We start from the raw sequence: 23,342 nt of genomic DNA, 5'->3' as shown, positions 1-23,342 counted from the left end.
GGATTGTGACCGGGACGGCGGCGCCCGCCTTCGGGCGCTTCATCGCCATCGACTGGTCCGGCGCGCTGGCCAAGCGCTACGCCGGCATCGCGGTGGCGGAGTGTGCCGCGGGCGATGCCGCTCCCCGGCTGGTCGAGGGCCCCGGCGGCTGGTGGTCGCGGACGGCGGTGTTCGACTGGCTGCGTGCGGAACTGCCGAAGGAGCCCGCTTTTGTCGGGATCGACTGCGCCTTCTCGCTGCCCTTCGCGGTGGCGGCGCGCGGCTTTCCAGGGCGCGAGGCCACCGTCTTCGACCTGTGGGATGCGGTGGAGGAGGTCTGCGCGGCGGAGCCCGACTTCGCCGGCGGTCCCTTCGCCAGCCATCCGCTGCACGGGGTCGGCTTCTGGCATGGCGGGCCACAGCCGGACTGGTACCAGGACCCGCACCGCGCCACCGAATGGGCCTGCCGCGCCGATGGGCTGGGCCACCCGCAGAGCCCCTACAAGCTGATCGGCTCGCGTCAGGTCGGCAAGGGCGCATTGGCCGGCATGCGGGTGCTGCGTGCCCTGCGCCGCGCCCTGCCCGGCCGGCTGGCGGTCTGGCCCTTCGAGGATCCGGCACCGGGCGCCAGCGTGATGGTGGAGATCTACCCGCGCCTGTTCCTGAAACACACCGGCTTCGGCCAGCGCAAGATCCGCGACGGTGCCGAGATGGACGAGGCGCTGCGCCGGCTGGGCTCGCATCCGCTGGAGCGGACGGGGACGGTCAGCGACCATGACAGCGATGCGCTGGTGTCTGCCGCCGGCTTGCGCTGGCTCGCCGGCATCCCGCGCGCCTGGACGCCGCCGGGGCTGGACGACACCGCAAGGCGGCAGGAAGGCTGGATTTTCGGGGTGGGGATGGCCGGATCATGAGCGCAATCGGCGTCACGCCGGCGCAGAACCTCGCAAAACGGCCCTCGCGCCGCCCGGCAATAGACGTGGCGCGCGGGCTGGCGCTGCTGGCGATGGCGGCCTATCACGGCAGCTGGGACGCCACCTATTTCGGCCTCGCCGGCTTCGATTTGCTGGGCGATCCGCTGTGGCTGGCGGCCCGCACCGCGATCCTGTCGAGCTTCCTGCTGCTGGCCGGCATCGGGCTGGTGCTGGCGAGCCGCGACGGGATCGATGCCGGGCGCTTCCTGCGCCGGCTGGGGCGGGTGGCGGCCGGGGCCGCGGCGGTGTCGGCGGCGTCCTATGCCCTCTTCCCCGACAGCCCGATCTTCTTTGGCGTCCTGCACCACATCGTGGTGGCGAGCGTCATCGGCCTCGCCTTCGCCCGCCTGCCCGCCATTGTAACGCTGGCGGTGGCGGCAGCGGCGGTGCTGGTCGGGACGACCCAGGGCTTCCCGCTGTTCGACAGCCCCTGGCTGCGCTGGATCGGGCTGACCAGCGTGGCGCCGGATTCCAACGATTACGTGCCGCTTCTGCCCTGGATCGGCGGCGTGCTGGCCGGGATCGGGCTCGGCCGGCTGTGGCCGCGACTGGGCGAGGGGGTAGCGGTGACAGGCCGCGCCGCACGGCTGCTCGCCTTCGGCGGCCGGCACAGCCTTGCCGTCTATCTGCTGCACCAGCCGCTGCTGTTCGGGATCGCCTGGGCCGCGGCGCAGCTGATGCCGGTGGAGACGCCCGCCGTGCGCGAGTTCCAGGCGTCCTGCGTGGCGAGCTGCGAAGGCGCCGGTGTGGCGAGGGCCACCTGCGCCGCCAATTGCGGCTGCGTGCAGTCGGAACTGGCGCGCAACGGATTGTGGGAGGGCTTCGTCGCCAACCGCCTCGACGAGCGCGACCGGCGCGGGTTGCAGGCGGCGGTCGCCGCTTGCAGCAAGCCCTGACGGCTGCCGGCAGTCAGGGCGAAGGTGTCAGGGCGAAGGTGTCAGGGCGAACGAGGTCAGACGGACTGGCGCTTTTCCAGCAGGCCGCGCAGCAGGCTGGTCAGCGTTTCGGCCAGCTTGTACTGGTCCTCGCCCGGCAGCGCGGCGATGATGCCGGCGAAGTCGTTCAGCGGATCGTGGCGCAGCAGCTCCAGCGCCTTCGGCGTCGGGTGCAGCTGGGTGACGCGGCGGTCCTCAGGAACCGGGATGCGGACCAGCAGGTCCTTGCCCACCAGCACCTCGACCATCTGCGAGGCGGCCCCGCGGGTCGTGGCGTGGAAATCGGCGAAGGCCGACACGGTGCGCTGGCTGTTGTTGGCCCCGGCAAAATAGCGGAGCGCCGTCCACTGCGACGGCTTCAGGCCATGGGTATAGCCAAGGCTGTCGGCAATGTGGGAGATCTGCAGCATCACGTCGGCGATGGCCTGCGGCGAGGCGGCCCCCGCAAGATCCGGTTCGGCGAAGTCCATGGTGGCTCCGATGGCTCCGGCTCCGATCGGCGTCCGGTCCAGCGTCCCGTTGTTCCGGACCGACATCCGGCCCGCAGCAACACCGCGCACTTTTGCGAAGTCCATTTTTTCCACTCTATAAGGTTTAGTGGCTATACGATGGGCGCATCACAAGGCTGGCGGCTATCGCTGTAAGGCGGCAGCCACATCGATCATAAGATCGTCATACATACTAGCGTGGTTGAACACAAAACGGAACATCGAACACTTCATCCTTTTGTTGCAAATTGTCGCATAGGTCTGGGCCCGGCGAAGGAGGGGCGAAGGGATGGACAAGGCGCCGAAAGACCTCGAAGGCCCGGAAGGTCCAGGCGAAACGGGTATGGCGGCCATGCCCGCGGGCTTTTTCGCCATGTTTCACTGGCGTAATCTTTGAATCGGCTGTATACGCGCGCGATGACCACATCCCCCGTTCCGAAGTCCGCATCGCCGGCCGCCGCCCAGACCATGGGCGCCCCGAAGGTCGGCATCGTCAGCCTCGGCTGCCCGAAGGCGCTCGTCGATTCAGAGCGTATCCTCACCCGCCTGCGCGCGGAGGGGTACGAGATCTCCCCCAGCTACGACGGCGCGGACGTCGTGCTGGTCAACACCTGCGGCTTCCTCGACAGCGCCAAGAAGGAATCGCTGGACGCCATCGGCGAGGCGATCAAGGAAAACGGGCGGGTGATCGTCACCGGCTGCATGGGCGTGGAATCGGACATGATCCGGCAAGTCCACCCCGGCGTGCTGGCCGTCACCGGTCCGCACCAGTACGAGCAGGTGGTCAACGCGGTGCATGACGCCGTGCCGCCGACGCACAACCCCTTCACCGATCTGGTGCCGCCGGAAGGGCTGCGGCTGACCCCGCGCCACTATGCCTATCTGAAGATTTCCGAGGGCTGCAACAACCGCTGCAGCTTCTGCATCATTCCGTCCCTGCGCGGCGATCTGGTCAGCCGGCCGATCCATTCGGTCCTGCGCGAGGCGGAGAAGCTGGCGGTCGCCGGCGTCAAGGAACTGCTGGTCATCTCGCAGGACACCAGCGCCTACGGCGTCGACGTGAAGTACAAGACGGAGAAATGGTACGACCGCGAGGTCCGCACCCGCTTCTTCGACCTGTGCAACGAGCTGGCGAACTTCGACCTGTGGGTCCGCCTGCATTACGTCTACCCCTATCCGCATGTGGACGAGGTCATCCCGCTGATGGCGGAGGGCAAGATCCTCCCCTATCTCGACATCCCGTTCCAGCATGCGTCGCCCACCGTCCTGAAGGCGATGCGCCGCCCGGCCGCCCAGGAAAAGCAGCTGGACCGCATCCGCAAGTGGCGCGACGAGTGCCCGCACCTGGTGCTGCGCTCCACCTTCATCACCGGCTTCCCCGGCGAGACGGAGGAGGACTTCCAGTTCATGCTGGACTGGCTGAAGGAGGCCCAGCTCGACCGCGTCGGCTGCTTCAAGTACGAGCCGGTGGAGGGTGCGACCGCCAACGACCTGCCCGGCGCCGTCCCGGAAGAGGTCAAGCAGGAGCGCTGGGAGCGCTTCATGGAAACGCAGAAGGCGATCAGCGCCGAGCGGCTCCAGCAGAAGGTCGGCTATACGCTGGGCGTCCTGATCGACGAGGTCGACGAGGACGGCGCCATCGGCCGCTCCTACGCCGACGCGCCGGAGATCGACGGCAACGTCTTCCTGAATGGCGAGACCGGCCTGAAGCCGGGCGACATGGTCGACGTCACCATCGAGCATGCCGACGAGTACGACCTGTGGGGCAGCGTCGAGCGCGATCTCTGAACCCTGTCTATCGACCGACTGGAGAGCGCCATGCCCGTCACGCCGGACGATGCCAGACTGATGGACGTCCAGCAGGGCGGGCGCTGCTTCTTCTGCGACGGGCCGGTGGGGGCGAAGTCCACCTTCGACCATCTGATCCCCCAGGCCTATGGCGGAATCGACGACCCGGCCAACGTCGTGCTGGCGCACCGCCGCTGCAACCAGCGCAAGGAAGACCGCCTGCCGACCGACGAGGAACTCGACCGGTTCTTCGCGCTGCGCCGCTCCAGCCGGCTCGGCGTCTGGCCGCCCCTGCGCGTGCTGCGCGACGAGGGGGAGGGAGCGGACGAGGAGGAGCGCTGGATCGCCGTGGCCCAGGCCATTTCCCAGACCATCGCCCAGCAGATCGCACGGCAACGGTGAGGCCGCCCGAAACCAAAGCGGCCCGATCCGGTTAACGGAAGACACCTTATATATAGAAGGAGCGTCGCCGATGACCGGCCAGGAGAACAAGCAGCCCCACACCGAAGAGACCGTCCGCCATACCGGGGGCGAGCAGAACACCGGCAACCACAAGAAGCCGGACGCCCCCGACGCCAAGGGCGCCGACCGCTTCGGCGGCACCCGCACCGGCGCCGAGAATGTCGAGCCGAAGAAGTAGGCTGCCGGAATAAGGCTTTTTCAGGCTGGCATCGCACCGCCGGCCTGTGCGAGATCCGGGGGACGGCATCCGCAGGCTTCATGCCGGGGGGCCGCCCCCACGTCGCACCCATGACCCGGCTTCCGTGACCAGAATGGCCCCCTCGATCTTCAAGCGCTACAAGCTGCACTTCACCCGCCCGCTGCCGGGCCTGCGTCCGGGACGGCCGGAACGCGACGCCATGGTGGAACGGGTGCGGCGGCTGGCCAGCGAGAACGGCATGGCCGGCGACCTCCACACCATCGCCCCCAACGCCGGATTCGGCATCCTGGAGGTGCGCTGCACCGACCGGCTGGCCCGCCGCCTGTCGGACCTGTCGGAGATCGAGACCGTCCAGGAGGCGTGAGGCGCGGAGGTGGTATATGGCTGGCCGCGGCGCTCCCCTGCCCTAGGTCAGGCCCGACCGGTCCCGCAATGACAGCAACCCCGATCGCGGCCGGCCGGACCAACCACGACCGTCAAAGGGAGACATCAGCATGGCGATGCGGCAATCGGACGCCGAATGGCGTGGCGACCTCAAATCGGGCAGCGGCAAGATGCGGCTGGGCAGCGGCGCCTTCGAAGGCAGCTATTCCTTCCCGTCGCGCTTCGAGAACGGCCAGGGCACCAATCCGGAGGAGCTGATCGCGGCGGCGCATGCCGGCTGCTTCTCCATGGCGCTGTCGGCCGGGCTCTCCCAGGCCGGCCACACGCCGACCCGCGTCCACACCACCGCCAGGGTGCATCTTGAGAAGGCCGGCGCCGGCTTCGCCATCAGCCGGATCGAGCTGGAGTGCGAGGCGGAAATCCCGGGGATCGACGAGGCCGCCTTCCAGGAACAGGCCAACGGCGCCAAGGCCAACTGCCCGGTGTCGAAGGCGCTGGCCGGCACCCAGATCAGCCTGACCGCCAGGCTTCTCTGACCCGTCCCGCAGGAAAGGCGCCGTCCAACGCCGGGCGGCGCCTTTCCCCGCCGGCGTCCCGCGGCAGCAAGCGTACCGGTGCAGATAATGCAGCGAGCCACCGCCGGCAAAGCTGCTGCGACGCTTCATGTCTTCCAAACCTTCCGCTCTGCCGAAGGGCAGATTGACCCCGCCGCTTCCGCCCACCCATAGTGCGGCCTTGCGTGTGCGGGAGCCCATCTTCCGTCCGCCGATCCCATCGAACGACGGTCAATGTTCATCGCAGTCCTTCGCCTTTGCCGGTCGATATTTCTCCTGCTCGCGCTGCCGCTTGGGGCGCTGGCGACGGCTGCCGCCGCCCAGACCGCGGGAGAGTTGGGCAGGGAGTTGGGCAGGGAGCTGGGCCGCGAGCCGGTGATCCTGGCGCTGGACGGCGAGTTCGGGCTGACCAACAGCACCTCGGCCGAGGCCATCGAACGCGGCATCCTGACCGCCATCGACGACATCAACCGCCAGGGCGGCGTGCTGGGCGGCCGGCCGCTGGAGCTGATCACGCGCGAACACCGGTCGATCTCCGCCCGCGGCATCAAGAACATCCGGGAACTGGCCACCATTCCCGATCTGATCGCCGTGTTCGGCGGCCGGTTCAGCCCGGTGGTGATCGAACAGCTGCCGATCCTGGAACAGACCCGCACCCTGTTCCTGGCGCCCTGGTCGTCGGCCGACGCCATCGTCGACAACGGCATGGAGCCCAACTACATCTTCCGCCTGTCGCTGCGCGACAGCCTGGCGATGCCCTTCCTGCTGAAGCGCGCCGCCGACCGCGGACTGACCCGCGTCGGGCTCCTGCTGACCAACACCGCCTGGGGCCGCTCCAACCTGGAGGCCGCCAACCGCTATCTCGCCGGCCACAAGGTCCCCGACCTGGCCGGCACCGCCTGGTACAACTGGCGCGACCGCTCGCTGCTCGACAAGTATCAGGCGCTGGTCGAGGACGGCGCCCAGGCGATCCTGCTGGTCGCCAACGACGACGAGGCCGCCGTGCTGGTGCGCGAGGTGGCCGCCCTGCCGGCACAGCAGCGGCTGCCGATCCTCAGCCATTGGGGCGTCACCGGCGGCGACTTCGTCGGACAGGCCGGACCGGCGCTCAGCGAGGTCGACTTCACCGTGATCCAGACGGTCAGCCCCCTCCGCATCCCGCCTGACCGGCTGGCCCCGGTGCTGGAGACCGCAGGGCGGCTGTTCGGCATCCGCCGGCCGGAGGACATCGTGTCGCCGGTGGGCTTCCTGCATGCCTACGATCTGACCCGCATCCTGGCGCTGGCCATCGACCGTGCCGGCACCACCGACCGCGCCGCCATACGCGACGCGCTGGAGCAGCTCGGTCCCTATCGCGGCGCGATCCGCGACTTCGACCGCCCCTTCGCCCCCGGCCGGCACGAGGCGCTTGGGCCCGACGACCTGCTGATGGCACAGTTCCGCACCGACGGCGTGCTGGTCCCGGTGGATTGAGAAGACGGATGACCGATCCCACCCCCCTCGATCCGCCAGCCTACGGCAGCGTCCCGCGCACCGCGCAGCGGATGCTGACCTCCGGCCGTCTGGCGCGCCGCTTCGCGCTGGTGTCGCTGATGCTGGGCGTGCTGATCGCCATCCTGATCGGCGCCAGCCTGTATGTGGTGTCCAGCCGCCATCTGGCCCGCCAGCACCATGCCAATGTGGAGGCGAACGCCAGCCTCGCCGCCCGCCAGACCGAAGGGCTGCTGAACACGCTGGTGACCACGGTGCGCGAGCTGGCGAGCAACAGCATGCTTGCCACCGCGCTCGTCGATTCCGCCGGCAAGGAAACCTACCTGATCCCCTTCCTGGGCAGCTTCAACCACATCGCCAGCGTTCCGGTCGCCCTGGTCTTCACCGATTTCGAAGGGGAGCCGATCGCCGACAACGGCCGCCATGCCGATCCGCTGGCGATTGCGCCGGCCGACATGGCCTGGCTGCGCGCCGCCATCGCCGCCGGCAAGCCGGCCGCCCGCGTGGTCCAGCAGGGCGACACGCAGTTCCTGCTGGCGGCGGAGATGCTGATCTATTCCCGCACCCTGTCGCCGGAAGGGGCGCTGCTCTACAAGGTGCCGCTCGACTTCCTGGTGCTGCATCCGGAGGCGGAGCTTCTCTACGCCGGCGATGCGCCGAAGCCGCCGCCGCCCGACATGATGGCGGTGACGGTGCCGCTGACCGTGCCGGAACGGCTGGCCTCGCTGGGGCTGACCCTGCGGCTGGAGGCGCCAGAAACGCCGCCCTCGGCGCTGCTGTCCTGGATGCTGCCCGCCTACGGCATGGTTGGGCTGGCCGCCCTGTTGGCGATCTATGTCGGCAGCCGCGCCGTCGGCAACCACATGACCCGCTCCCTGCGCGACCTGGAGCGGCTGGCCGGCGCCATCGCCACCGACGGCTTCACCGGCCAGCGCGCCGAAGTGCGCGGCAACGACGAGGTGTCCGCCCTGGCGCGCGGCTTCAACGCCATGCTGGACCACATCGCCGGCATCCAGCGCGACCGCGAGATGCGCGCGGCGGAGGAGATCACCATCCAGCGCACGCTGGCCGAGCGCGCCGAGCAGGCCCGTGCCGAGGCGGAAAGCGCACGCAACGAGACGGAGCGCTCGCGCCAGGAAGCGGTGATGGCGCTGATGGTGGCGGAGCGCGCCAACGCCGCCAAGACGCATTTCCTGGCCGCGGCCAGCCACGACCTGCGCCAGCCGGTGCAGTCGCTGGTCCTGCTGACCTCGGCGCTGGCGATCCGGCTGGGCGACCATCCCGCCGCTTCCCTGGTCGGCAGCATCGAGGCGTCGATGGACGCGCTGTGCCGCCTGCTCGACGCCATCCTCGACATCTCCAAGCTGGATGCCGGCACGGTGTCGCCCAATGTGCAGGCGGTGTCGCTCGGCACCATCTTCGCCCGGCTGGAGGGCGAATACCGCCTGCGCGCCGCGGAGAAGGGGGTGGCCTTCCGCAGCGTCCCCACCGGCATGACGCTGACCGCCGACGCAGCACTGCTGGAGCGGATCATCCGCAATCTGGTGGAGAACGCGCTGCGCTACACCGACCATGGCCGCATCCTGCTGGGCTGCCGCCATGCCCGCGGGGTTCTGCGCATCCAGGTCTACGACACCGGCATCGGCATCCCGCCCGAACATCTGGAGCGGATCTTCCACGAGTTCTATCAGATCTCAAACCCCACCCGCGACCGCGGCAAGGGGCTGGGGCTGGGGCTTGCCATCGTCGACCGGCTGGCGCGGCTGCTCGGTTACCGCGTCCATGTCGCTTCCCGGCCGAACAAGGGGTCCTGCTTCACGCTGGAGATCCCCACCCCGGCACAAGCGGCCATCGAGGCGCCGTCCGCCCCCGCACCGGCCGAACAGGCACCGGAACCGGGGCGCGGCACCGCCCTGGTCATCGATGACGACCCGCTGGTCCGCGAAGGCTTGACCCTGCTGATCGAGGATTTCGGCTGGAGGGTGACCGCGGCCGACAGCGCCGGCCATGCGCTGCGCCTGCTGAGCGGCCAGGACCGTCCGCCCGATCTGGTGATCGCCGATTACCGGCTGGAGGCGGGGGCCACCGGCCTGCAGGCCATCAAGGCGGTCGAGGTCGCCCTGCGCGGCCGGGGCTTCGCAGTTCCGACCAGTGTGGTCCTGACCGGCGACACCGCACCGCAGCGCATCGCCGACGCGGAAGCCAGCGGCTACCGCATCCTGCACAAGCCCATCGCCGCCAAGGAAGTCGCGCAACTGCTGAGCGACGCCGTTCTGGAGAGGAGCGCAACCGAGGGCGGGCGGAAGACCGGCAGCCGGCGCAATCCGGTCATCCTGCCGGGCTGATCGCGCCGGGCCCACTCGAACCGGGCCCACTCGAACCAGTTAAAACCGATTGGACCGGTTCGAGTGCGCCGACGTGCCGCTTCAGGTCATCTTCGTCCGGATTGCCCGGCCGCGTCCACCTGCAGGACGAGCCGTTCTATCGCCCGTACCGCACTTTCCTGATACCCGTCCGCCAATCCGGCAGTCTCCTGCCGCAGATGAGCCGCCGCCGCGTCCTCAAGCACGCCCCGGGCCTCCTCCGCCGTAAGAAGGCCCTTTTCGACCATGGCGATCACCAACGATTCACAAATCGAGAGAGCGGCCATCCCCGCCGCTCCATCCTCCGCCGTCATCATGCCCCCCGTGTGCTTGGATGTGCTTACCGTCCGGCCATGCTGCCGGTAGGTCCAATTGCATAGGGAACAACACCACGGTCGGCCGCGCGTCACAGACCGTTCGAGAAAAATATTTCGCTGATTAACCTATGTTGTGGCCGCCTTTGCCGAAAACCCTAAACGTTCGAGTTCACGCGGAACCGGGTCAACTGCACGTCCGTTTATCAGAGCGCCAATATTAGGACAAAGAAGGCAAAGACGACCATGACTCGCGCACCGGCGAGCCGCGCCCTGGAACCCACTCCATTGTGGCTTAAATTGAGCAGCTATCTCATCCTGTCGGATGAGGAGAAGTTGTACCTTACCGATTTGGAAAGGACAATTGCCCGCGTGTCACCGCGAACCGATCTACTCCAACAGGGTGAAAGATATCGGGATGTGCGGATCATGCGGGACGGCTGGGCGATCCGCCACAAGGCCTTGCCCGACGGCCGGCGCCAGGTCGTGAACTTCGTCCTGCCGGGCGACATCATCGGCATGTATTGCACGTTGTTCGAATCCGCCGACCACAGCGTCACCACCCTGACCCAGGTCGAGGTGGCGAGCTTTCCGCCGGAGCGGATCGGCGAGATGTTCCGCTCCTTCCCGCGCCTCGCCGCGGCGCTCGCCTGGTCCGGCGCACGGGAGGAGGCGATCCTGGCCGAACGGCTGCTCAGCCTGGGCCGGCGGACGGCGCTGGAACGTACCGCCCATCTGCTGGTCGAGCTTCTGCGCCGCCTCAGCATCGTCAACATGGTGACCGACGGACATTTCGTCCTGCCGGTGACGCAGGAGATCCTGGCCGACGCGCTGGGCTTGAGCATCGTCCACATCAACCGGACCCTGCGCCGGCTGCGCGACAGCGGCCTGATCGAAGTGAACGGCCAGCGCATCACCGTCAACGACGTGCGCCAGCTTGCCTCCGTCGGACAGTTCGACGAGCTGTACCTCCATTTGATCCGTGCGCCCCGTCGGCTGGAGCGCACCTTTTCCGGCGCCGGCGCGTAAAGCGCTGGCTTCGGCCGTTCACATCCCCCCGAAGCCGCAGCTTCGCTCCCCGATCCGCTAGCGTCGCAATTCGCCGTCCGCAGAGCCCTCCCCCGCCCGGCGGAGCGGCTCCTGGCGGGACGCCTGCGCCCGACCGATGCGTGCCGCCGCGCCCAATCCGCAGCGCCGGGGTCGGCTATTGGCCCGGCAGCCGTCCTCCCTGCCCTCCCAGTCTTTCCTGCACTGCACAAAATTCGCAAAACTTCGGCTCCGGTGTATCGGTGGCGGGATTCATGCGCCCATTCTCCCTGCGGACCATCCCGGCACACGCTCGGAATTTTCAAATCAATTCGTTGTTATAAAACGCTTTTCCGCGATCCCAACACCCTGCCCCTAAAGCGACACACAATCCCTCTTTACAGTCGTTGATCTGTATCATATTTTTCCTTCAGAAATTGTTCGCTTGACGCGCAATCCATCTCGGGGATGCCGATGTACACGCAAGGTTTGGATGCCAAGACCGAGCAAGGCGCTCAACCGTCTCCCCGGCTGGTGACGGAGCAGGAGGCCGCTCTCCAGGGCCGCTTCCAGGAGCGCGTCGACGCCGAGGAGAAGATCGAGCCGCGCGACTGGATGCCGGAAGGCTACCGCCGCACGCTGGTCCGCCAGATCTCGCAGCACGCCCATTCGGAAATCGTCGGCATGCTGCCGGAAGGGAACTGGATCACCCGCGCGCCGTCCCTGCGCCGCAAGGTGGCGCTGCTGGCCAAGGTGCAGGACGAGGGCGGGCACGGCCTCTACCTCTACAGCGCCGCCGAGACGCTGGGCGTGTCGCGCGACGAGCTGGTCGGCCAGCTGCTGTCGGGCAAGGCCAAATATTCCAGCATCTTCAACTACCCGACCCCGACCTGGGCCGACATCGGCGCCATCGGCTGGCTGGTCGATGGTGCTGCGATCATGAACCAGGTGCCGCTCTGCCGCTGCTCCTACGGCCCCTATGCCCGCGCCATGGTCCGCATCTGCCGCGAGGAGAGCTTCCACCAGCGCCAGGGCTACGAGCTGATGCTGGCGCTGGCCCAGGGCACGGCGGAGCAGAAGCGGATGGCGCAGGATGCGCTGAACCGCTGGTGGTGGCCGTCGCTGATGATGTTCGGCCCGTCGGACGACCAGTCCGCCCACTCCGCCCAGAACATGGCCTGGAAGATCAAGCGCTTCTCCAACGACGAGCTGCGCCAGCGCTTCGTCGACGCCACGGTGCCGCAGGCGGAGTTCCTGGGATTGACCATCCCGGACCCGGAGCTGCGCTTCAACGCCGAGACCGGCCATTACGAGTTCGGCGCCATCGACTGGACCGAGTTCAACGAGATCCTGAAGGGCAACGGCCCCTGCAACCGCGAGCGCATCGAGGCCCGCCGCAAGGCGTGGGACGACGGCGCCTGGGTCCGCGAGGCCGCCGTCGCCCATGCCGCCAAACGCCAGCAGCGCGCCCTGAAGAAGGCCGGCTGAACCAAGAATCCCGAGGGGAAGAGACATGAAGGATCCGGCTATGGACCGTAAAGACTGGCCGCTGTTCGAGATCTTCATCCGGCCGAAGAACGGGTTGTCGCACAAGCATGTCGGCAGCCTGCACGCCGCCGACGCCCACATGGCGCTGGACAATGCCCGCGACGTCTACACCCGCCGCGGCGAGGGCGTCAGCATCTGGGCGGTCCCAGCATCCAGCATCGCGGCGTCCGATCCGACCGACAAGGCCAGCCTGTTCGATCCGGCCGACGACAAGGTCTATCGCCACCCGACCTTCTACGACATCCCCCCCGACGTCAAAAACATCTAGCGTGAAGAATATCTGATGAGCACGGATCTCAAGGAGGCCCTGTTCGGCTACACGCTGCGGCTGGGCGACACGTCGCTGGTGCTCGGGCACCGGCTGTCGGAATGGTGCGGCCATGCGCCGGAGCTGGAAGAGGACATCGCGCTGACCAACGTCGCGCTCGACCTCGTCGGCCATGCCCGCATGCTGCTGACCTATGCCGGCGAGCTGGAGGGCAAGGGCCGCGACGAGGACCGCCTCGCCTACCGGCGCGACGTCTTCGACTACCGCAACCATCTGCTGGTCGAGCAGCCGAACCGCGACTTCGGCCACACCATCGTCCGCCAGTTCCTGCACGATGCCTGGGCGGTGGAGCTGTACGAACGGCTCTGCGGCTCGACGGACGCCACGTTGGCCGGCATCGCCGCCAAGGCGGTGAAGGAGGCGCGCTACCATGTCCGCCACAGCGGCGACTGGCTGGTGCGGCTGGGCGACGGCACCGACGTCAGCCATGCCAAGGTGGCCGACGCGCTGGGCCGGCTCTGGCCCTACACCGGCGAGATGGTCGAGCGCGACGAGGCCGAACAGGCGCTGGTCGCCGCCGGCATCGCCCCCGACCCGGCCGAACTGAAGGCCGCCTGGACCGCCCGCGTCGAGGCGGTGCTGGAGGAGGCGACACTCGACCGCCCGGCCGACGGCTGGATGCAGAAGGGCGGCCGCCGCGGCGAGCACAGCGAGCATCTGGGCTATCTTCTGGCCGAGATGCAGTTCCTGCCGCGCGCCTATCCCGACGCGAACTGGTGAGGGCGAGATGCCGGATGCAGCGGGCTGCTGGGGACCGGAACCGGGCGCCGATGCGGTCGTGAGGGCCGCCTGGGACGCGCTGGCCGGGGTGATGGATCCGGAGATCCCGGTGTTGAGCATCGTCGATCTCGGCATCGTCCGCGCCGTCTCGGCCGATGCGGACGGACGGCTGTCGGTGGCCCTGACGCCCACATATTCCGGCTGCCCCGCCACCAACGTCATCGTGCTGGAGACGGAAACCGCGCTGGCCCGCGCCAAGCTGGACGCCCGCGTCTCGGTGGTGATCGCCCCGCCCTGGACGACCGACTGGATCAGCGACGCCGGCCGGGACAAGCTGGCCGAGGTCGGCATCGTCCCGCCGCCGCACTCCGGCAAGCGCGCCCTGACCGCGCCGGACGAGGTGATCGCCTGCCCGCGCTGCGGATCCGAGGACACCCGCCAGATCAGCCGCTTCGGCTCCACCGCCTGCAAGGCGCTGCACGCCTGCAACGCCTGCCTCGAACCGTTCGACGTGTTCAAATGCCATTGAGTGGCAGCACCGCAACCACTCCGCCGGCCCGACCAAGGACCACCCCATGACCAGCCCCAGCTTCCACCCGCTGACCATCCGCGAGTGCCGGCGGGAAACCGCGGACACCGTGTCGATCGCCTTCGACGTGCCGGCCGATCTCGCCGACCGCTTCCGTTTCGTCCAGGGCCAGTACCTGACCCTCAAGGCCCGCATCGGCGACGAGGAGGTTCGGCGCTCCTACTCCATCTGCTCCGGCGTGGATGAGGGCGAACTGCGCGTGGCGGTGAAGAAGGTGGACGGCGGCCTGTTCTCCACCCACGCCAACCAGTCGCTGGCACCCGGTGGCGTGCTGGAGGTCATGACGCCGATGGGGCGCTTCCACACCCCCGTCGATCCGGACGCCGCCCGCACCTACGTCGCCTTCGCCGCCGGCAGCGGCATCACCCCGGTAATGTCGATCCTGAAGACCGTGCTGGCGCAGGAGCCGAAGAGCCGCTTCGTGCTGGTCTACGGCAACCGCACCGTCTCCTCCATCATCTTCCGGGAAGAGCTGGAGGACCTGAAGAACCGCTATATCGGCCGGCTGGTCATCCATCATGTGCTGAGCCGCGAGCCGGAAGAGGCCGGGCTGCTGGGCGGGCGCATCGGCGCCGGGCTGGTGCGCGAGCTGTGCGCTGGCCCGCTCAGGGCTGAGGACATCGACGCCGCCTTCCTCTGCGGCCCCCAGCCGATGGTGGAGGAGGTGCGCGACGCGCTGGCCGATTGCGGCACGCCCGCCGCCAACATCCATGTCGAGCTGTTCGGCACCACGACCGCCGCGCGGCCCATGGTGAAGAAGACGGCAACCGACACCCCGACCGATGCCGCCACCATCGCCGTCCTTCAGGACGGCAAGCGCAAGGAATTCACGCTGCCTTACGACGGCGAGAGCATCCTCGAGGCTGCCCACCGGCACGGCGCCGACCTGCCCTATTCCTGCAAGTCCGGCGTCTGCTGCACCTGCCGCGCCAAGGTCCGCGAAGGCAAGGTCGAAATGGCCGAGAACTACTCGCTGGAACCGTGGGAGGTCGAGGCCGGCTATGTCCTGACCTGCCAGTCGCGCCCGCTGACCGAGCGGGTCGTCATCGACTTCGACGCCGCCTGACAAACGCCGACCAGCCTACAACGAGAAAAAGGAAACGCCCCGCCATGACCACCACCCCGCAAGCGCTGTTCGAGACGCACGAAGCGACGTTGCAGAAGGCCGTCGAGGCCTGCCGCAGCCGCGCCTACTGGTCGGCCTTCCCCGAAATGCCGAGCCCGCGCGCCTATGGCGAGACGGCGGCGGCCGATGGCGAGGCGGCCTTCGCGGCCTACCGCGACAAGCCCTTCGAACTGGACCAGCCGGGCGTGACCGGCAGGGTGGGGGGCGAGCGCTCGCCCTTCGGCTTCGACCTCGGCATCGCCTATCCGGTGTCGGACGTCGAGGCGCTGGTGACTGCCGCCAAGGCGGCGATGCCGGGCTGGCGCAAGGCGGGTCCGAACGGCCGGGCCGGCGTCTGCCTGGAAATCCTGAAAAGGCTGAACGCCCGCAGCTTCGAGATCGCCAACGCGGTGATGCACACCACCGGGCAGGCCTTCATGATGGCCTTCCAGGCCGGCGCCCCGCACGCCCAGGACCGCGGGCTTGAGGCCGTCGCCTATGGCTGGAAGGCGATGACCGACCAGGCCCCGGCGGCGCGCTGGGAGAAGCCGCAGGGCAAGAACCCGCCGTTGGTGATGGACAAGCGGTTCGAGGTGGTCGGCCGCGGCGTCGGGCTGGTCATCGGCTGCGCCACCTTCCCGACCTGGAACGGCTATCCCGGCCTGTTCGCCAGCCTCGTCACCGGCAACGCGGTGATCGTGAAGCCCGGCCCGACCGCCATCCTGCCGCTCGCCATCACCGTCAGGATCGCGCGCGAGGTGCTGGCCGAATGCGGGCTCGACCCCAACCTCGTCACGCTCGCCATCGGCGACACCATCGCCAAGGATCTGGCGTTGCGTCCGGAAGTGGCGGTGATCGACTACACCGGCTCCACCGGTTTCGGCGACTGGCTGGAGCAGAACGCCCGTCAGGCCCAGGTCTACACCGAGAAGGCCGGCGTCAATACCGTGGTCATCGACGGCACCGACGACCCCAAGGGCATGGTGCGCAACCTCGCCTTCACGCTCAGCCTCTACGCGGGCCAGATGTGCACGACGACCCAGGTCATCTTCGTGCCCAAGGACGGCATCCAGGCCGGCGGTGAGCACATGACTTTTGATCACGTGGTTTCCGCGCTGGCCGGCGGCGTCGACAAGTTCCTGTCCGACCCGGAACGCGCGGTCGAGGTGCTGGGCGCCATCCAGTCCGACGCCACGCTCGCCCGCATCGACGAAGCCGCCAAGCTCGGCACCGTCGTGCTGCCGTCGCGCGCCATCGCCCATCCGAAATTCGGGCAAGCCCGCGTCCGCACGCCGCTGATCCTGACCATGGATGCGGCGGATGAGGACAAGTACGGCCATGAGCTGTTCGGCCCGATCTCCATCATCGTGAAGACCGACAGCACCGCCGACAGCCTTGAGCGCGCCGCCCGCCTGACCCGCACCAAGGGCGCGCTGACCACCGGCCTCTACAGCACCGATCCCCAACTGATCGAGCAGGCGACCGACCTGTTCGTCGAGGCCGGCGTCGCCCTGTCGGTCAATCTGACCGGCGGCGTCTTCGTCAACCAGTCGGCCGCCTTCAGCGACTTCCACGGCACCGGCGCCAACCCGGCGGCCAACGCCGCGCTGTGCGACCTCGCCTTCGTCGCCAACCGCTTCCGCGTGGTGCAGAGCCGCGTTCCGGTGCTGGAGGCCGCCCAATGACTGCCGACAAGACCATCCTCCTCGACATTGCCGACGGCGTCGCCACCGTCACGCTGAACCGGCCCGACCGGCTGAACAGCTTCACCGCGGCGATGCATGAGGAGCTGCGCGGGGCGCTGGCCGCCGTGCGCGAGGACAGCTCCGTCCGCTGCCTGCTGCTGACCGGCGCCGGCCGCGGCTTCTGCGCCGGGCAGGATCTGTCCGACCGCGCCGTCGCGCCGGGGCAGGAGGCGCCGGACCTCGGCGCCTCCATCGAGACCAACTACAACCCGCTGGTCCGCACGCTGCGCGAGCTGCCGATGCCGGTGGTCTGCGCGGTCAACGGCGTCGCCGCCGGGGCCGGCGCCAACATCGCGCTCGCCTGCGACATCGTGCTGGCGGCGCGCTCGGCCAGCTTCATCCAGGCCTTCTGCAAGATTGGGCTGATCCCCGACAGCGGCGGCACCTGGACCCTGCCGCGTCTGGTCGGCCATGCCCGCGCCATGGGCCTCGCCATGCTGGGCGACAAGGTGCCGGCGGAGCAGGCGGAAGCCTGGGGCATGATCTGGAAGGCGGTCGACGACGACAAGCTGGCGGAGGAGGCCGCAGCGCTGGCCCGCCAGCTCGCCACCCAGCCGACGCGGGGCCTCGCACTGATCAAGCGGGCGCTGAGCGTCTCGCTGGACAACGACCTCGACAGCCAGCTCGACCTTGAACGCGACCTCCAGCGCGAGGCCGGCCGCACCCAGGACTACCGCGAGGGCGTCGCCGCCTTCGTCGGCAAGCGCGCGCCGACGTTCGAGGGGCGGTGATGGCGGCGCTCGATCCCTCCGTCACCGTCGCGGTGGTCGGGGCCGGCGCCATGGGCCAGGGCATCGCCCAGGTCGCGGCGCAGGCCGGCCACCCGGTCCTGCTGGTCGACACCCGCCCCGGCGCAGCGCAAGCCGCCGTCGGCTCCATCGCCAAGGCGCTGACCGCGCAGGTCGAGAAGGGCAAGCGCACGGCGGCGGAACGCGATGCCACGATGGACCGGCTGCGTGCGGTGGACGGCCTGCCCGACCTCGCCCCCGCCGGGCTGGTGGTGGAGGCCATCGTCGAGGACCTCAACGTCAAGCGCCGCCTGTTCGCCGAGCTTGAGGACATCGTCGGCGAAAGCGCCATCCTCGCCACCAACACCTCGTCGCTGTCGGTCACCGCCATCGGCGCCGGGGTGCAGCGGCCGGAACGGCTGGCCGGGCTGCATTTCTTCAACCCCGCCCCCTTGATGGCGCTGGTGGAGATCGTCAGCGGCCTCGCCACCGATGCGGCGGTGCTCGACACGCTGTTCGATACGGCGAAGGCGTGGGGCAAAAGCCCGGTGCGCTGCCGCTCCACCCCCGGCTTCATCGTCAACCGGGTCGCCCGCCCCTTCTACGCCGAGGGGCTGCGGCTGGTGCAGGAGCAGGCGGCCGATCCGGCCACCATCGACGCCATCGCCCGCGAGGCCGGCGGCTTCCGCATGGGGCCGTTCGAGCTGATGGATCTGATCGGCCACGACGTGAACTTCGCCGTCACCCGCTCGGTCCACGCCGCCTATTTCGGCGACCCGCGCTTCCAGCCTTCGCTGATCCAGCAGGAGCTGGTCGAGGCCGGCCGTCTCGGCCGCAAGACCGGCCGCGGCTTCTACAACCACGGCCCCGGCGCCGCCAAGCCGGTGCCGCAAAACGCCGAGCCGGCGGCGAAACCTGACCGCGTGCTGGTGCAGGGCGACCTCGGCCCCGCCGCTTCGCTGGTCGGGCTGCTGCGCGAGGCCGGTATTGCCGTCGACGAGGCCCCCGGCCCCGGCGTCCTGCTGGTGGATGGCATCACACTGGCGCTCACCGACGGCCGCACCGCTACCGCGCGGGCGGCGGAGGACGGCATCGCGCCCTTGGTGCTGCTCGACCTCGCGTTGAACTACGCCAAGGCCACCCGCGTGGCTCTGGCCCCCGCCGACGGCACGCCGTCCGAAGCGGTCGCCGTCGCCGCCGGGCTGTTCCAGGCGCTGGGCAAGGCGGTGTCGGTGATCGACGACGCCCCCGGCCTGGTGGTGATGCGCACCGTCGCCATGCTCGCCAGCGAGGCGGCGGACGCGGCGATGCAGGGGGTTGCCAGCGCCGCCGACATCGACATCGCGATGACCAAGGGCGTGAACTACCCGCTGGGTCCGCTGGCCTGGGCCGACCGCATCGGCCTGCCCCATGTGCTGGCCGTGCTCGACGCGCTGGCCCGCACCTACGGCGAGGACCGCTACCGCGCCTCGGCCCTGCTGCGCCGGAAGATTTCCGCATCCCAAATCGCTCAAATCCCCTCTCCCCCCCGGGGAGAGGGTCAGGGTGAGGGGGGCGCACCGCATGAATTCGCAAGCAGCGGAAACCCCGGCGCCACCACCGACTCCACGCCGCGCATCCCCCTCACCCCAACCCTCTCCCCGGGGGGGAGAGGGGGTAAGGAGCTTTCCGCATGACCACCGCCCTCGACACCCCCCAATCCCTCGCCGAAGCGGTCGGCCGCGGCATGTACGAGCGCGACCATTGCGCCCAGGCCCATGGCATCGAACTGCTGGAGATCGCCCCCGGCTATTCCCGCATGAGCATGACCGTGCGCAAGGACATGGTGAACGGCCACGACATCGGCCATGGCGGCATGACCTTCACGCTGGCCGACACCGCCTTCGCCTATGCCTGCAACGCGGCCAATGAAGTGACCGTGGCGGCCGGCTGCTCCATCACCTTCCCGGCCCCGGCCAGGCTGGGCGACCTGCTGACCGCCGAATGCCGCGAGGTGCACAAGCGCGGCCGCTCCGGCGTCTACGACGTCACCGTCACCAACCAGGACGGCACCGTCGTCGGCCTGTTCCGCGGCCAGTCGGCGCGCCTTGCCGGCAGCGTGATCCCCGTTCCCGGAGCCTCCCATGCGTGAAGCCTATATCTGCGACGCCGTCCGCACCCCCTTCGGCCGTTACGGCGGCGGGCTGGCCCCGGTGCGCCCGGACGACCTCGCCGCGGTGCCGCTGAAGGCCCTGATGGAGCGCAATCCCGGCGTCGAATGGTCCGCCGTCGACGACGTGATCCTCGGCTGCGCCAATCAGGCCGGCGAGGACAACCGCAACGTCGCCCACATGGCCGCTCTGCTGGCGGGATTGCCCGAGGCGGTGCCCGGCACCACAGTCAACCGCCTCTGCGGCTCCGGCATGGACAGCATCGGCATGGCCGCCCGTGCCATCAAGGCGGGCGAAGCCGAGCTGGTCGTCGCCGGCGGCGTCGAGAGCATGACCCGCGCGCCCTTCGTCATGGGCAAGTCCGACAGCGCCTTCTCCCGGCAGGCCGAGATCTTCGACACCACCATCGGCTGGCGCTTCGTCAATCCGCTGATGAAGGCAAGGTTCGGCATCGACAGCATGCCGGAGACGGCGGAGAACGTCGCCGCCGACTATAATATCTCCCGCGCCGACCAGGACGCCTTCGCCGTCCGCAGCCAGCAGCGCGCCGGCCGCGCCCAGGAGTCGGGCCGCCTCGCCCGCGAGATCGTCCCGGTCGCCATCCCGCGCCGCAAGGGCGAGCCGACGATCATCTCCGCCGACGAGCATCTGCGCCCCGACACCACGCTGGAGGCGCTGGCCAAGCTCTCCACCCCCTTCCGCAAGGAGGGCGGCAGCGTCACCGCCGGCAACGCGTCGGGCGTCAATGACGGCGCCGCCGCGGTGATCGTCGCCTCGGCCGAGGCTGTGAAGCGCTACGGCCTGACCCCGCGCGCCCGCGTCGTCGGCACCGCGGTGGCCGGCGTGGCGCCGCGCGTGATGGGCATCGGCCCGGCCCCGGCAACGCAGAAGCTGCTGGGCCGCCTCGGCCTGTCTATCGGCGACATCGACGTGATCGAGCTGAACGAGGCCTTCGCCGCGCAGGGCCTCGCCGTGCTGCGCCTGCTGGGCCTGCCCGACGATGCCGAGCATGTGAACCCCAACGGCGGCGCCATCGCGCTCGGCCATCCGCTGGGCGCCAGCGGCACCCGGCTGGTCGCCAGCGCGGTGATGGAGCTGGAGGACCGCAAGGCGACCCGCGCGCTCTGCACCATGTGCATCGGCGTCGGCCAGGGCATCGCCATGATGGTGGAGCGGGTCTGAACGGATAGGGCCAACACCGGCCGTCAAGCGCCGGGCATCAGCACGAAGGGAGAAGCGCACCATGTCCATCATGACCGAGACCGGCGTTAACCAGGGCGCGAAAGCCGGCATGGACCGCTACGAGTTCGCCAGCCGCGACGAAATCGTGGCGATGCAGACGGAGCGGCTGGCATGGTCGCTCCGCCACTCTTACGCCAACGTCGCCTCCTTCCGCGCCAAATGCGAGGCGAAGGGCGTCCATCCCGACGACTTCAAGGACTTGAAGGATCTGGCGCTGTTCCCCTTCACCGTGAAGGACGATCTGCGCCGCGCCTACCCCTACGGCATGTTCGCCGTGCCGATGGAGGACATCGTGCGCGTCCATGCCTCCAGCGGCACCACCGGGCGGCCGACGGTGGTCGGCTACACCAAGGGCGACATCGACGTGTGGTCGGAGGTCGTCGCCCGCTCCATCCGCGCGGCGGGCGGCACGCGCAACGACATCGTGCACATCGCCTATGGCTACGGCCTGTTCACCGGCGGCCTCGGCGCCCATTACGGGGCGGAGCGGCTGGGCTGCGCCGTGGTGCCGATGTCGGGCGGCCAGACCGAGAAGCAGGTCCAGCTGATCCAGGACTTCAAGCCGACCATCATCATGGTCACGCCGTCCTACATGCTGAACATCGCCGACGAGATGCGCCGCCAGGGCATCGACCCGCGCAGCACCAGCCTGCGCGTCGGCATCTTCGGCGCCGAGCCCTGGACCGGTGCCTTGCGCGAGGAGATCGAGCGTACCTTCAACATCCACGCGGTGGACATCTACGGCCTGTCGGAGGTGATGGGGCCGGGTGTCGCGTCCGAATGCGTCGAGACCAAGGACGGCCCGGTGATCTGGGAGGACCATTTCTATCCCGAGATCATCGACCCCGACTCAGGCGAAGTGCTGCCCGACGGCTCCTATGGCGAGCTGGTCTTCACCACGCTCACCAAGCAGGGCATGCCGGTCATCCGCTACCGCACCCGCGACCTGACCCGGCTGCTGCCGCCGACTTCGCGCGGCATGCGGCGGATGGACAAGATCACCGGCCGCTCCGACGACATGCTCATCATCCGCGGCGTGAACGTCTTCCCGACCCAGGTCGAGGAGCTGATCTGCAAGATCCCGGCGCTCGCCCCCCACTATGAACTGGTGGTCAGCCGCGACGGCCATATGGACAACCTCGCCGTCCGGGTGGAGATGCATGACGGCGTCCATCCGTCGGACTGGGACGGCCACGCCAGGCATCTCCAGCACTCGATCAAGTCGCTGATCGGCATCAGCACCCGCGTCGAGGTGGTCGAGCCCGGCGGCATCGCGCGCTCCATCGGCAAGGCCAAGCGCGTGCAGGACCTCCGTCCGAAAAGCTGACCTCAGCCCTTCTGCGACAGCAGCGGGAAGGCGTCCAGAACACCGGTCAGCAGGATCTGGACGCCGACGCAGAACAGCAGGAAGGCGAACAGCCGCGTCAGCACCCGCACCCGCGTCGGCCCCAGGAAGGCGACGATGCGGTCGGCGGAGCGGTAGGACAGCCAGATCAGCGCGGCAATCGCCAGTGCCGCTCCCGACATGCCCAGGAAGAACTCCATCAGCCCGCCGGCCCCGCGCGTCGGGCGGGTGGAGCCCAACGCGATGGCGACCGAGATGGTGCCCGGCCCGGTGGTGAAGGGGATCGTCATCGGGAAGAAGGCCGATTCCGCCAGCCGGTCGTTGTCGCCAGTCGGCGCCGCCTGCTCCTGCTTGCGCGCCTCGTGCCGTTCCGGCGCGGTCAGCAGCGCCCAGGCCCGTTCGGCCACCACGAAGCCGCCGGCAATCCGCAGCGCCGCCATCGACACGCCGAAGAAGTTCAGCACATAGGCACCCGCCCACAGCGCGGTCAGCATGACGATGGCCGAATAGAGGCTGACCAGCCCGGCCAGCTTCGCCCGGTCGCGCGGACTGCTGTCCGCCGTCACCTGACTGAAGATCAACGCCATCGCCAGCGGATTGACGATGGAGAACAAGGCGGTGAAGGCGAGCAGGAAACTGTCGAGCATGGCATCCGCAGGTTTGTCGGCCGTTTGAACAGTTAGCGGGGACGGGGCAGAACTGGCAAGGGGGGCGTTGTGTACCCTCTCCCGCCCCGGGAGAGGGAAGGGGCCCATGGCATCGCCATGGGAAGGGTGAGGGGTGACCCAAGAATATGAGATCCATGTCCGGATCGCCCCTCACCCTCCCGCCTTCGGCGGGTCCCTCCCTCTCCCGGGGCGGGAGAGGGCATTCCTCCCTGCCCGA

24 protein-coding genes are annotated in these 23,342 nt (G+C 69.0%); 21 read left to right on the top strand and 3 right to left on the bottom strand.

Annotated features, from left to right (window positions below; all coding sequences use genetic code 11):
* Positions 1 to 5: 5 nt before the first annotated feature.
* Positions 6 to 893 carry a hypothetical protein gene (locus CRT60_RS08420; protein ID WP_098735961.1) on the top strand — a complete coding sequence of 296 codons (888 nt, stop codon included), beginning with the start codon at positions 6 to 8 and terminating at the stop codon, positions 891 to 893.
* Positions 890 to 1,849 carry an acetyltransferase domain-containing protein gene (locus CRT60_RS08415; protein WP_098735960.1) on the top strand — a complete coding sequence of 320 codons (960 nt, stop codon included), beginning with the start codon at positions 890 to 892 and terminating at the stop codon, positions 1,847 to 1,849. The genes CRT60_RS08420 and CRT60_RS08415 overlap by 4 nt, the downstream gene beginning before the upstream one ends.
* 56 nt (positions 1,850 to 1,905) lie before the next feature.
* Here CRT60_RS08415 and CRT60_RS08410 read toward each other — a convergent pair whose 3' ends face one another.
* Complete coding sequence (locus CRT60_RS08410; protein WP_098736265.1) at positions 1,906 to 2,358, bottom strand: MarR family winged helix-turn-helix transcriptional regulator; 453 nt, start codon at positions 2,356 to 2,358, stop codon at positions 1,906 to 1,908.
* Between the two features lie 486 nt (positions 2,359 to 2,844).
* Here CRT60_RS08410 and rimO point away from each other — a divergent pair, with 486 nt between their 5' ends.
* From rimO to CRT60_RS08380, 7 genes are all read left to right on the top strand, one after another.
* Positions 2,845 to 4,164, top strand: a complete 1,320-nt coding sequence (gene rimO / locus CRT60_RS08405) for a 30S ribosomal protein S12 methylthiotransferase RimO (protein ID WP_098736264.1) — start codon at positions 2,845 to 2,847, stop codon at positions 4,162 to 4,164.
* Between the two features lie 30 nt (positions 4,165 to 4,194).
* Positions 4,195 to 4,566 (top strand): HNH endonuclease, encoded by a 372-nt coding sequence (locus CRT60_RS08400; protein WP_098735959.1) that lies wholly within the window; start codon positions 4,195 to 4,197, stop codon positions 4,564 to 4,566.
* Between the two features lie 70 nt (positions 4,567 to 4,636).
* Positions 4,637 to 4,804 carry a hypothetical protein gene (locus CRT60_RS36415; protein ID WP_167421650.1) on the top strand — a complete coding sequence of 56 codons (168 nt, stop codon included), beginning with the start codon at positions 4,637 to 4,639 and terminating at the stop codon, positions 4,802 to 4,804.
* Between the two features lie 133 nt (positions 4,805 to 4,937).
* Complete coding sequence (locus tag CRT60_RS08395) at positions 4,938 to 5,189, top strand: hypothetical protein (protein ID WP_098735958.1); 252 nt, start codon at positions 4,938 to 4,940, stop codon at positions 5,187 to 5,189.
* 130 nt (positions 5,190 to 5,319) lie between these two features.
* Positions 5,320 to 5,745 (top strand): OsmC family protein, encoded by a 426-nt coding sequence (locus CRT60_RS08390; protein ID WP_098735957.1) that lies wholly within the window; start codon positions 5,320 to 5,322, stop codon positions 5,743 to 5,745.
* Positions 5,746 to 5,997: 252 nt separating this feature from the next.
* A complete protein-coding gene (locus CRT60_RS08385; RefSeq protein WP_098735956.1) occupies positions 5,998 to 7,236 on the top strand; it encodes an ABC transporter substrate-binding protein in 1,239 nt (412 codons plus the stop codon).
* Positions 7,237 to 7,244: 8 nt separating this feature from the next.
* Positions 7,245 to 9,599: a hybrid sensor histidine kinase/response regulator gene (locus CRT60_RS08380; RefSeq protein ID WP_098735955.1), complete on the top strand. Its 2,355-nt coding sequence runs from the start codon at positions 7,245 to 7,247 to the stop codon at positions 9,597 to 9,599.
* An 86-nt stretch (positions 9,600 to 9,685) separates the two neighbouring features.
* On the opposite strand, the gene CRT60_RS36895 is transcribed toward CRT60_RS08380, so the two are convergent.
* Complete coding sequence (locus tag CRT60_RS36895) at positions 9,686 to 9,904, bottom strand: hypothetical protein (protein WP_244592359.1); 219 nt, start codon at positions 9,902 to 9,904, stop codon at positions 9,686 to 9,688.
* Positions 9,905 to 10,360: 456 nt separating this feature from the next.
* On the opposite strand from CRT60_RS36895, the gene CRT60_RS08370 reads away from it, so the two are divergent.
* From CRT60_RS08370 to paaK, 12 genes are all read left to right on the top strand, one after another.
* Positions 10,361 to 10,960, top strand: coding sequence for a Crp/Fnr family transcriptional regulator (locus tag CRT60_RS08370; RefSeq protein WP_161957998.1), 600 nt, complete (start codon positions 10,361 to 10,363; stop codon positions 10,958 to 10,960).
* Positions 10,961 to 11,431: 471 nt separating this feature from the next.
* Positions 11,432 to 12,445: a 1,2-phenylacetyl-CoA epoxidase subunit PaaA gene (gene paaA, locus CRT60_RS08365; protein WP_098735952.1), complete on the top strand. Its 1,014-nt coding sequence runs from the start codon at positions 11,432 to 11,434 to the stop codon at positions 12,443 to 12,445.
* A 25-nt stretch (positions 12,446 to 12,470) separates the two neighbouring features.
* Entirely contained in the window at positions 12,471 to 12,773 is a 303-nt protein-coding gene (gene paaB, locus CRT60_RS08360) for a 1,2-phenylacetyl-CoA epoxidase subunit PaaB (RefSeq protein ID WP_425290398.1), read from the top strand.
* A 15-nt stretch (positions 12,774 to 12,788) separates the two neighbouring features.
* Positions 12,789 to 13,553: a 1,2-phenylacetyl-CoA epoxidase subunit PaaC gene (paaC, locus tag CRT60_RS08355; RefSeq protein WP_098735951.1), complete on the top strand. Its 765-nt coding sequence runs from the start codon at positions 12,789 to 12,791 to the stop codon at positions 13,551 to 13,553.
* A gap of 7 nt (positions 13,554 to 13,560) precedes the next feature.
* Positions 13,561 to 14,082, top strand: a complete 522-nt coding sequence (gene paaD, locus CRT60_RS08350) for a 1,2-phenylacetyl-CoA epoxidase subunit PaaD (protein ID WP_098735950.1) — start codon at positions 13,561 to 13,563, stop codon at positions 14,080 to 14,082.
* A 46-nt stretch (positions 14,083 to 14,128) separates the two neighbouring features.
* Positions 14,129 to 15,208, top strand: a complete 1,080-nt coding sequence (gene paaE / locus CRT60_RS08345; protein WP_098735949.1) for a 1,2-phenylacetyl-CoA epoxidase subunit PaaE — start codon at positions 14,129 to 14,131, stop codon at positions 15,206 to 15,208.
* Between the two features lie 44 nt (positions 15,209 to 15,252).
* Positions 15,253 to 16,932 carry a phenylacetic acid degradation protein PaaN gene (gene paaN, locus CRT60_RS08340; protein WP_098735948.1) on the top strand — a complete coding sequence of 560 codons (1,680 nt, stop codon included), beginning with the start codon at positions 15,253 to 15,255 and terminating at the stop codon, positions 16,930 to 16,932.
* Positions 16,929 to 17,723, top strand: a complete 795-nt coding sequence (paaG, locus tag CRT60_RS08335; protein ID WP_098735947.1) for a 2-(1,2-epoxy-1,2-dihydrophenyl)acetyl-CoA isomerase PaaG — start codon at positions 16,929 to 16,931, stop codon at positions 17,721 to 17,723. Before paaN ends, paaG begins: the two co-directional genes overlap by 4 nt.
* Complete coding sequence (gene paaH / locus CRT60_RS08330) at positions 17,723 to 19,396, top strand: 3-hydroxyacyl-CoA dehydrogenase PaaH (protein WP_098735946.1); 1,674 nt, start codon at positions 17,723 to 17,725, stop codon at positions 19,394 to 19,396. The genes paaG and paaH overlap by 1 nt, the downstream gene beginning before the upstream one ends.
* Positions 19,393 to 19,851, top strand: a complete 459-nt coding sequence (gene paaI / locus CRT60_RS08325) for a hydroxyphenylacetyl-CoA thioesterase PaaI (protein ID WP_098735945.1) — start codon at positions 19,393 to 19,395, stop codon at positions 19,849 to 19,851. The genes paaH and paaI overlap by 4 nt, the downstream gene beginning before the upstream one ends.
* On the top strand, positions 19,844 to 21,052 hold the full coding sequence (pcaF, locus tag CRT60_RS08320) for a 3-oxoadipyl-CoA thiolase (protein WP_098735944.1): 1,209 nt from the start codon (positions 19,844 to 19,846) through the stop codon (positions 21,050 to 21,052). Before paaI ends, pcaF begins: the two co-directional genes overlap by 8 nt.
* Before the next feature lie 61 nt (positions 21,053 to 21,113).
* Positions 21,114 to 22,439, top strand: a complete 1,326-nt coding sequence (gene paaK, locus CRT60_RS08315) for a phenylacetate--CoA ligase PaaK (protein ID WP_193548416.1) — start codon at positions 21,114 to 21,116, stop codon at positions 22,437 to 22,439.
* A gap of 2 nt (positions 22,440 to 22,441) precedes the next feature.
* On the opposite strand, the gene CRT60_RS08310 is transcribed toward paaK, so the two are convergent.
* Positions 22,442 to 23,104 carry a MarC family protein gene (locus tag CRT60_RS08310; RefSeq protein WP_098735943.1) on the bottom strand — a complete coding sequence of 221 codons (663 nt, stop codon included), beginning with the start codon at positions 23,102 to 23,104 and terminating at the stop codon, positions 22,442 to 22,444.
* Positions 23,105 to 23,342: the final 238 nt, after the last annotated feature.

This window comes from Azospirillum palustre (assembly GCF_002573965.1).
Lineage (GTDB): Bacteria > Pseudomonadota > Alphaproteobacteria > Azospirillales > Azospirillaceae > Azospirillum > Azospirillum palustre.
Note: the sequence above shows the minus strand (reverse complement) of the source record. Positions and strands in the feature narration are given on the sequence as shown.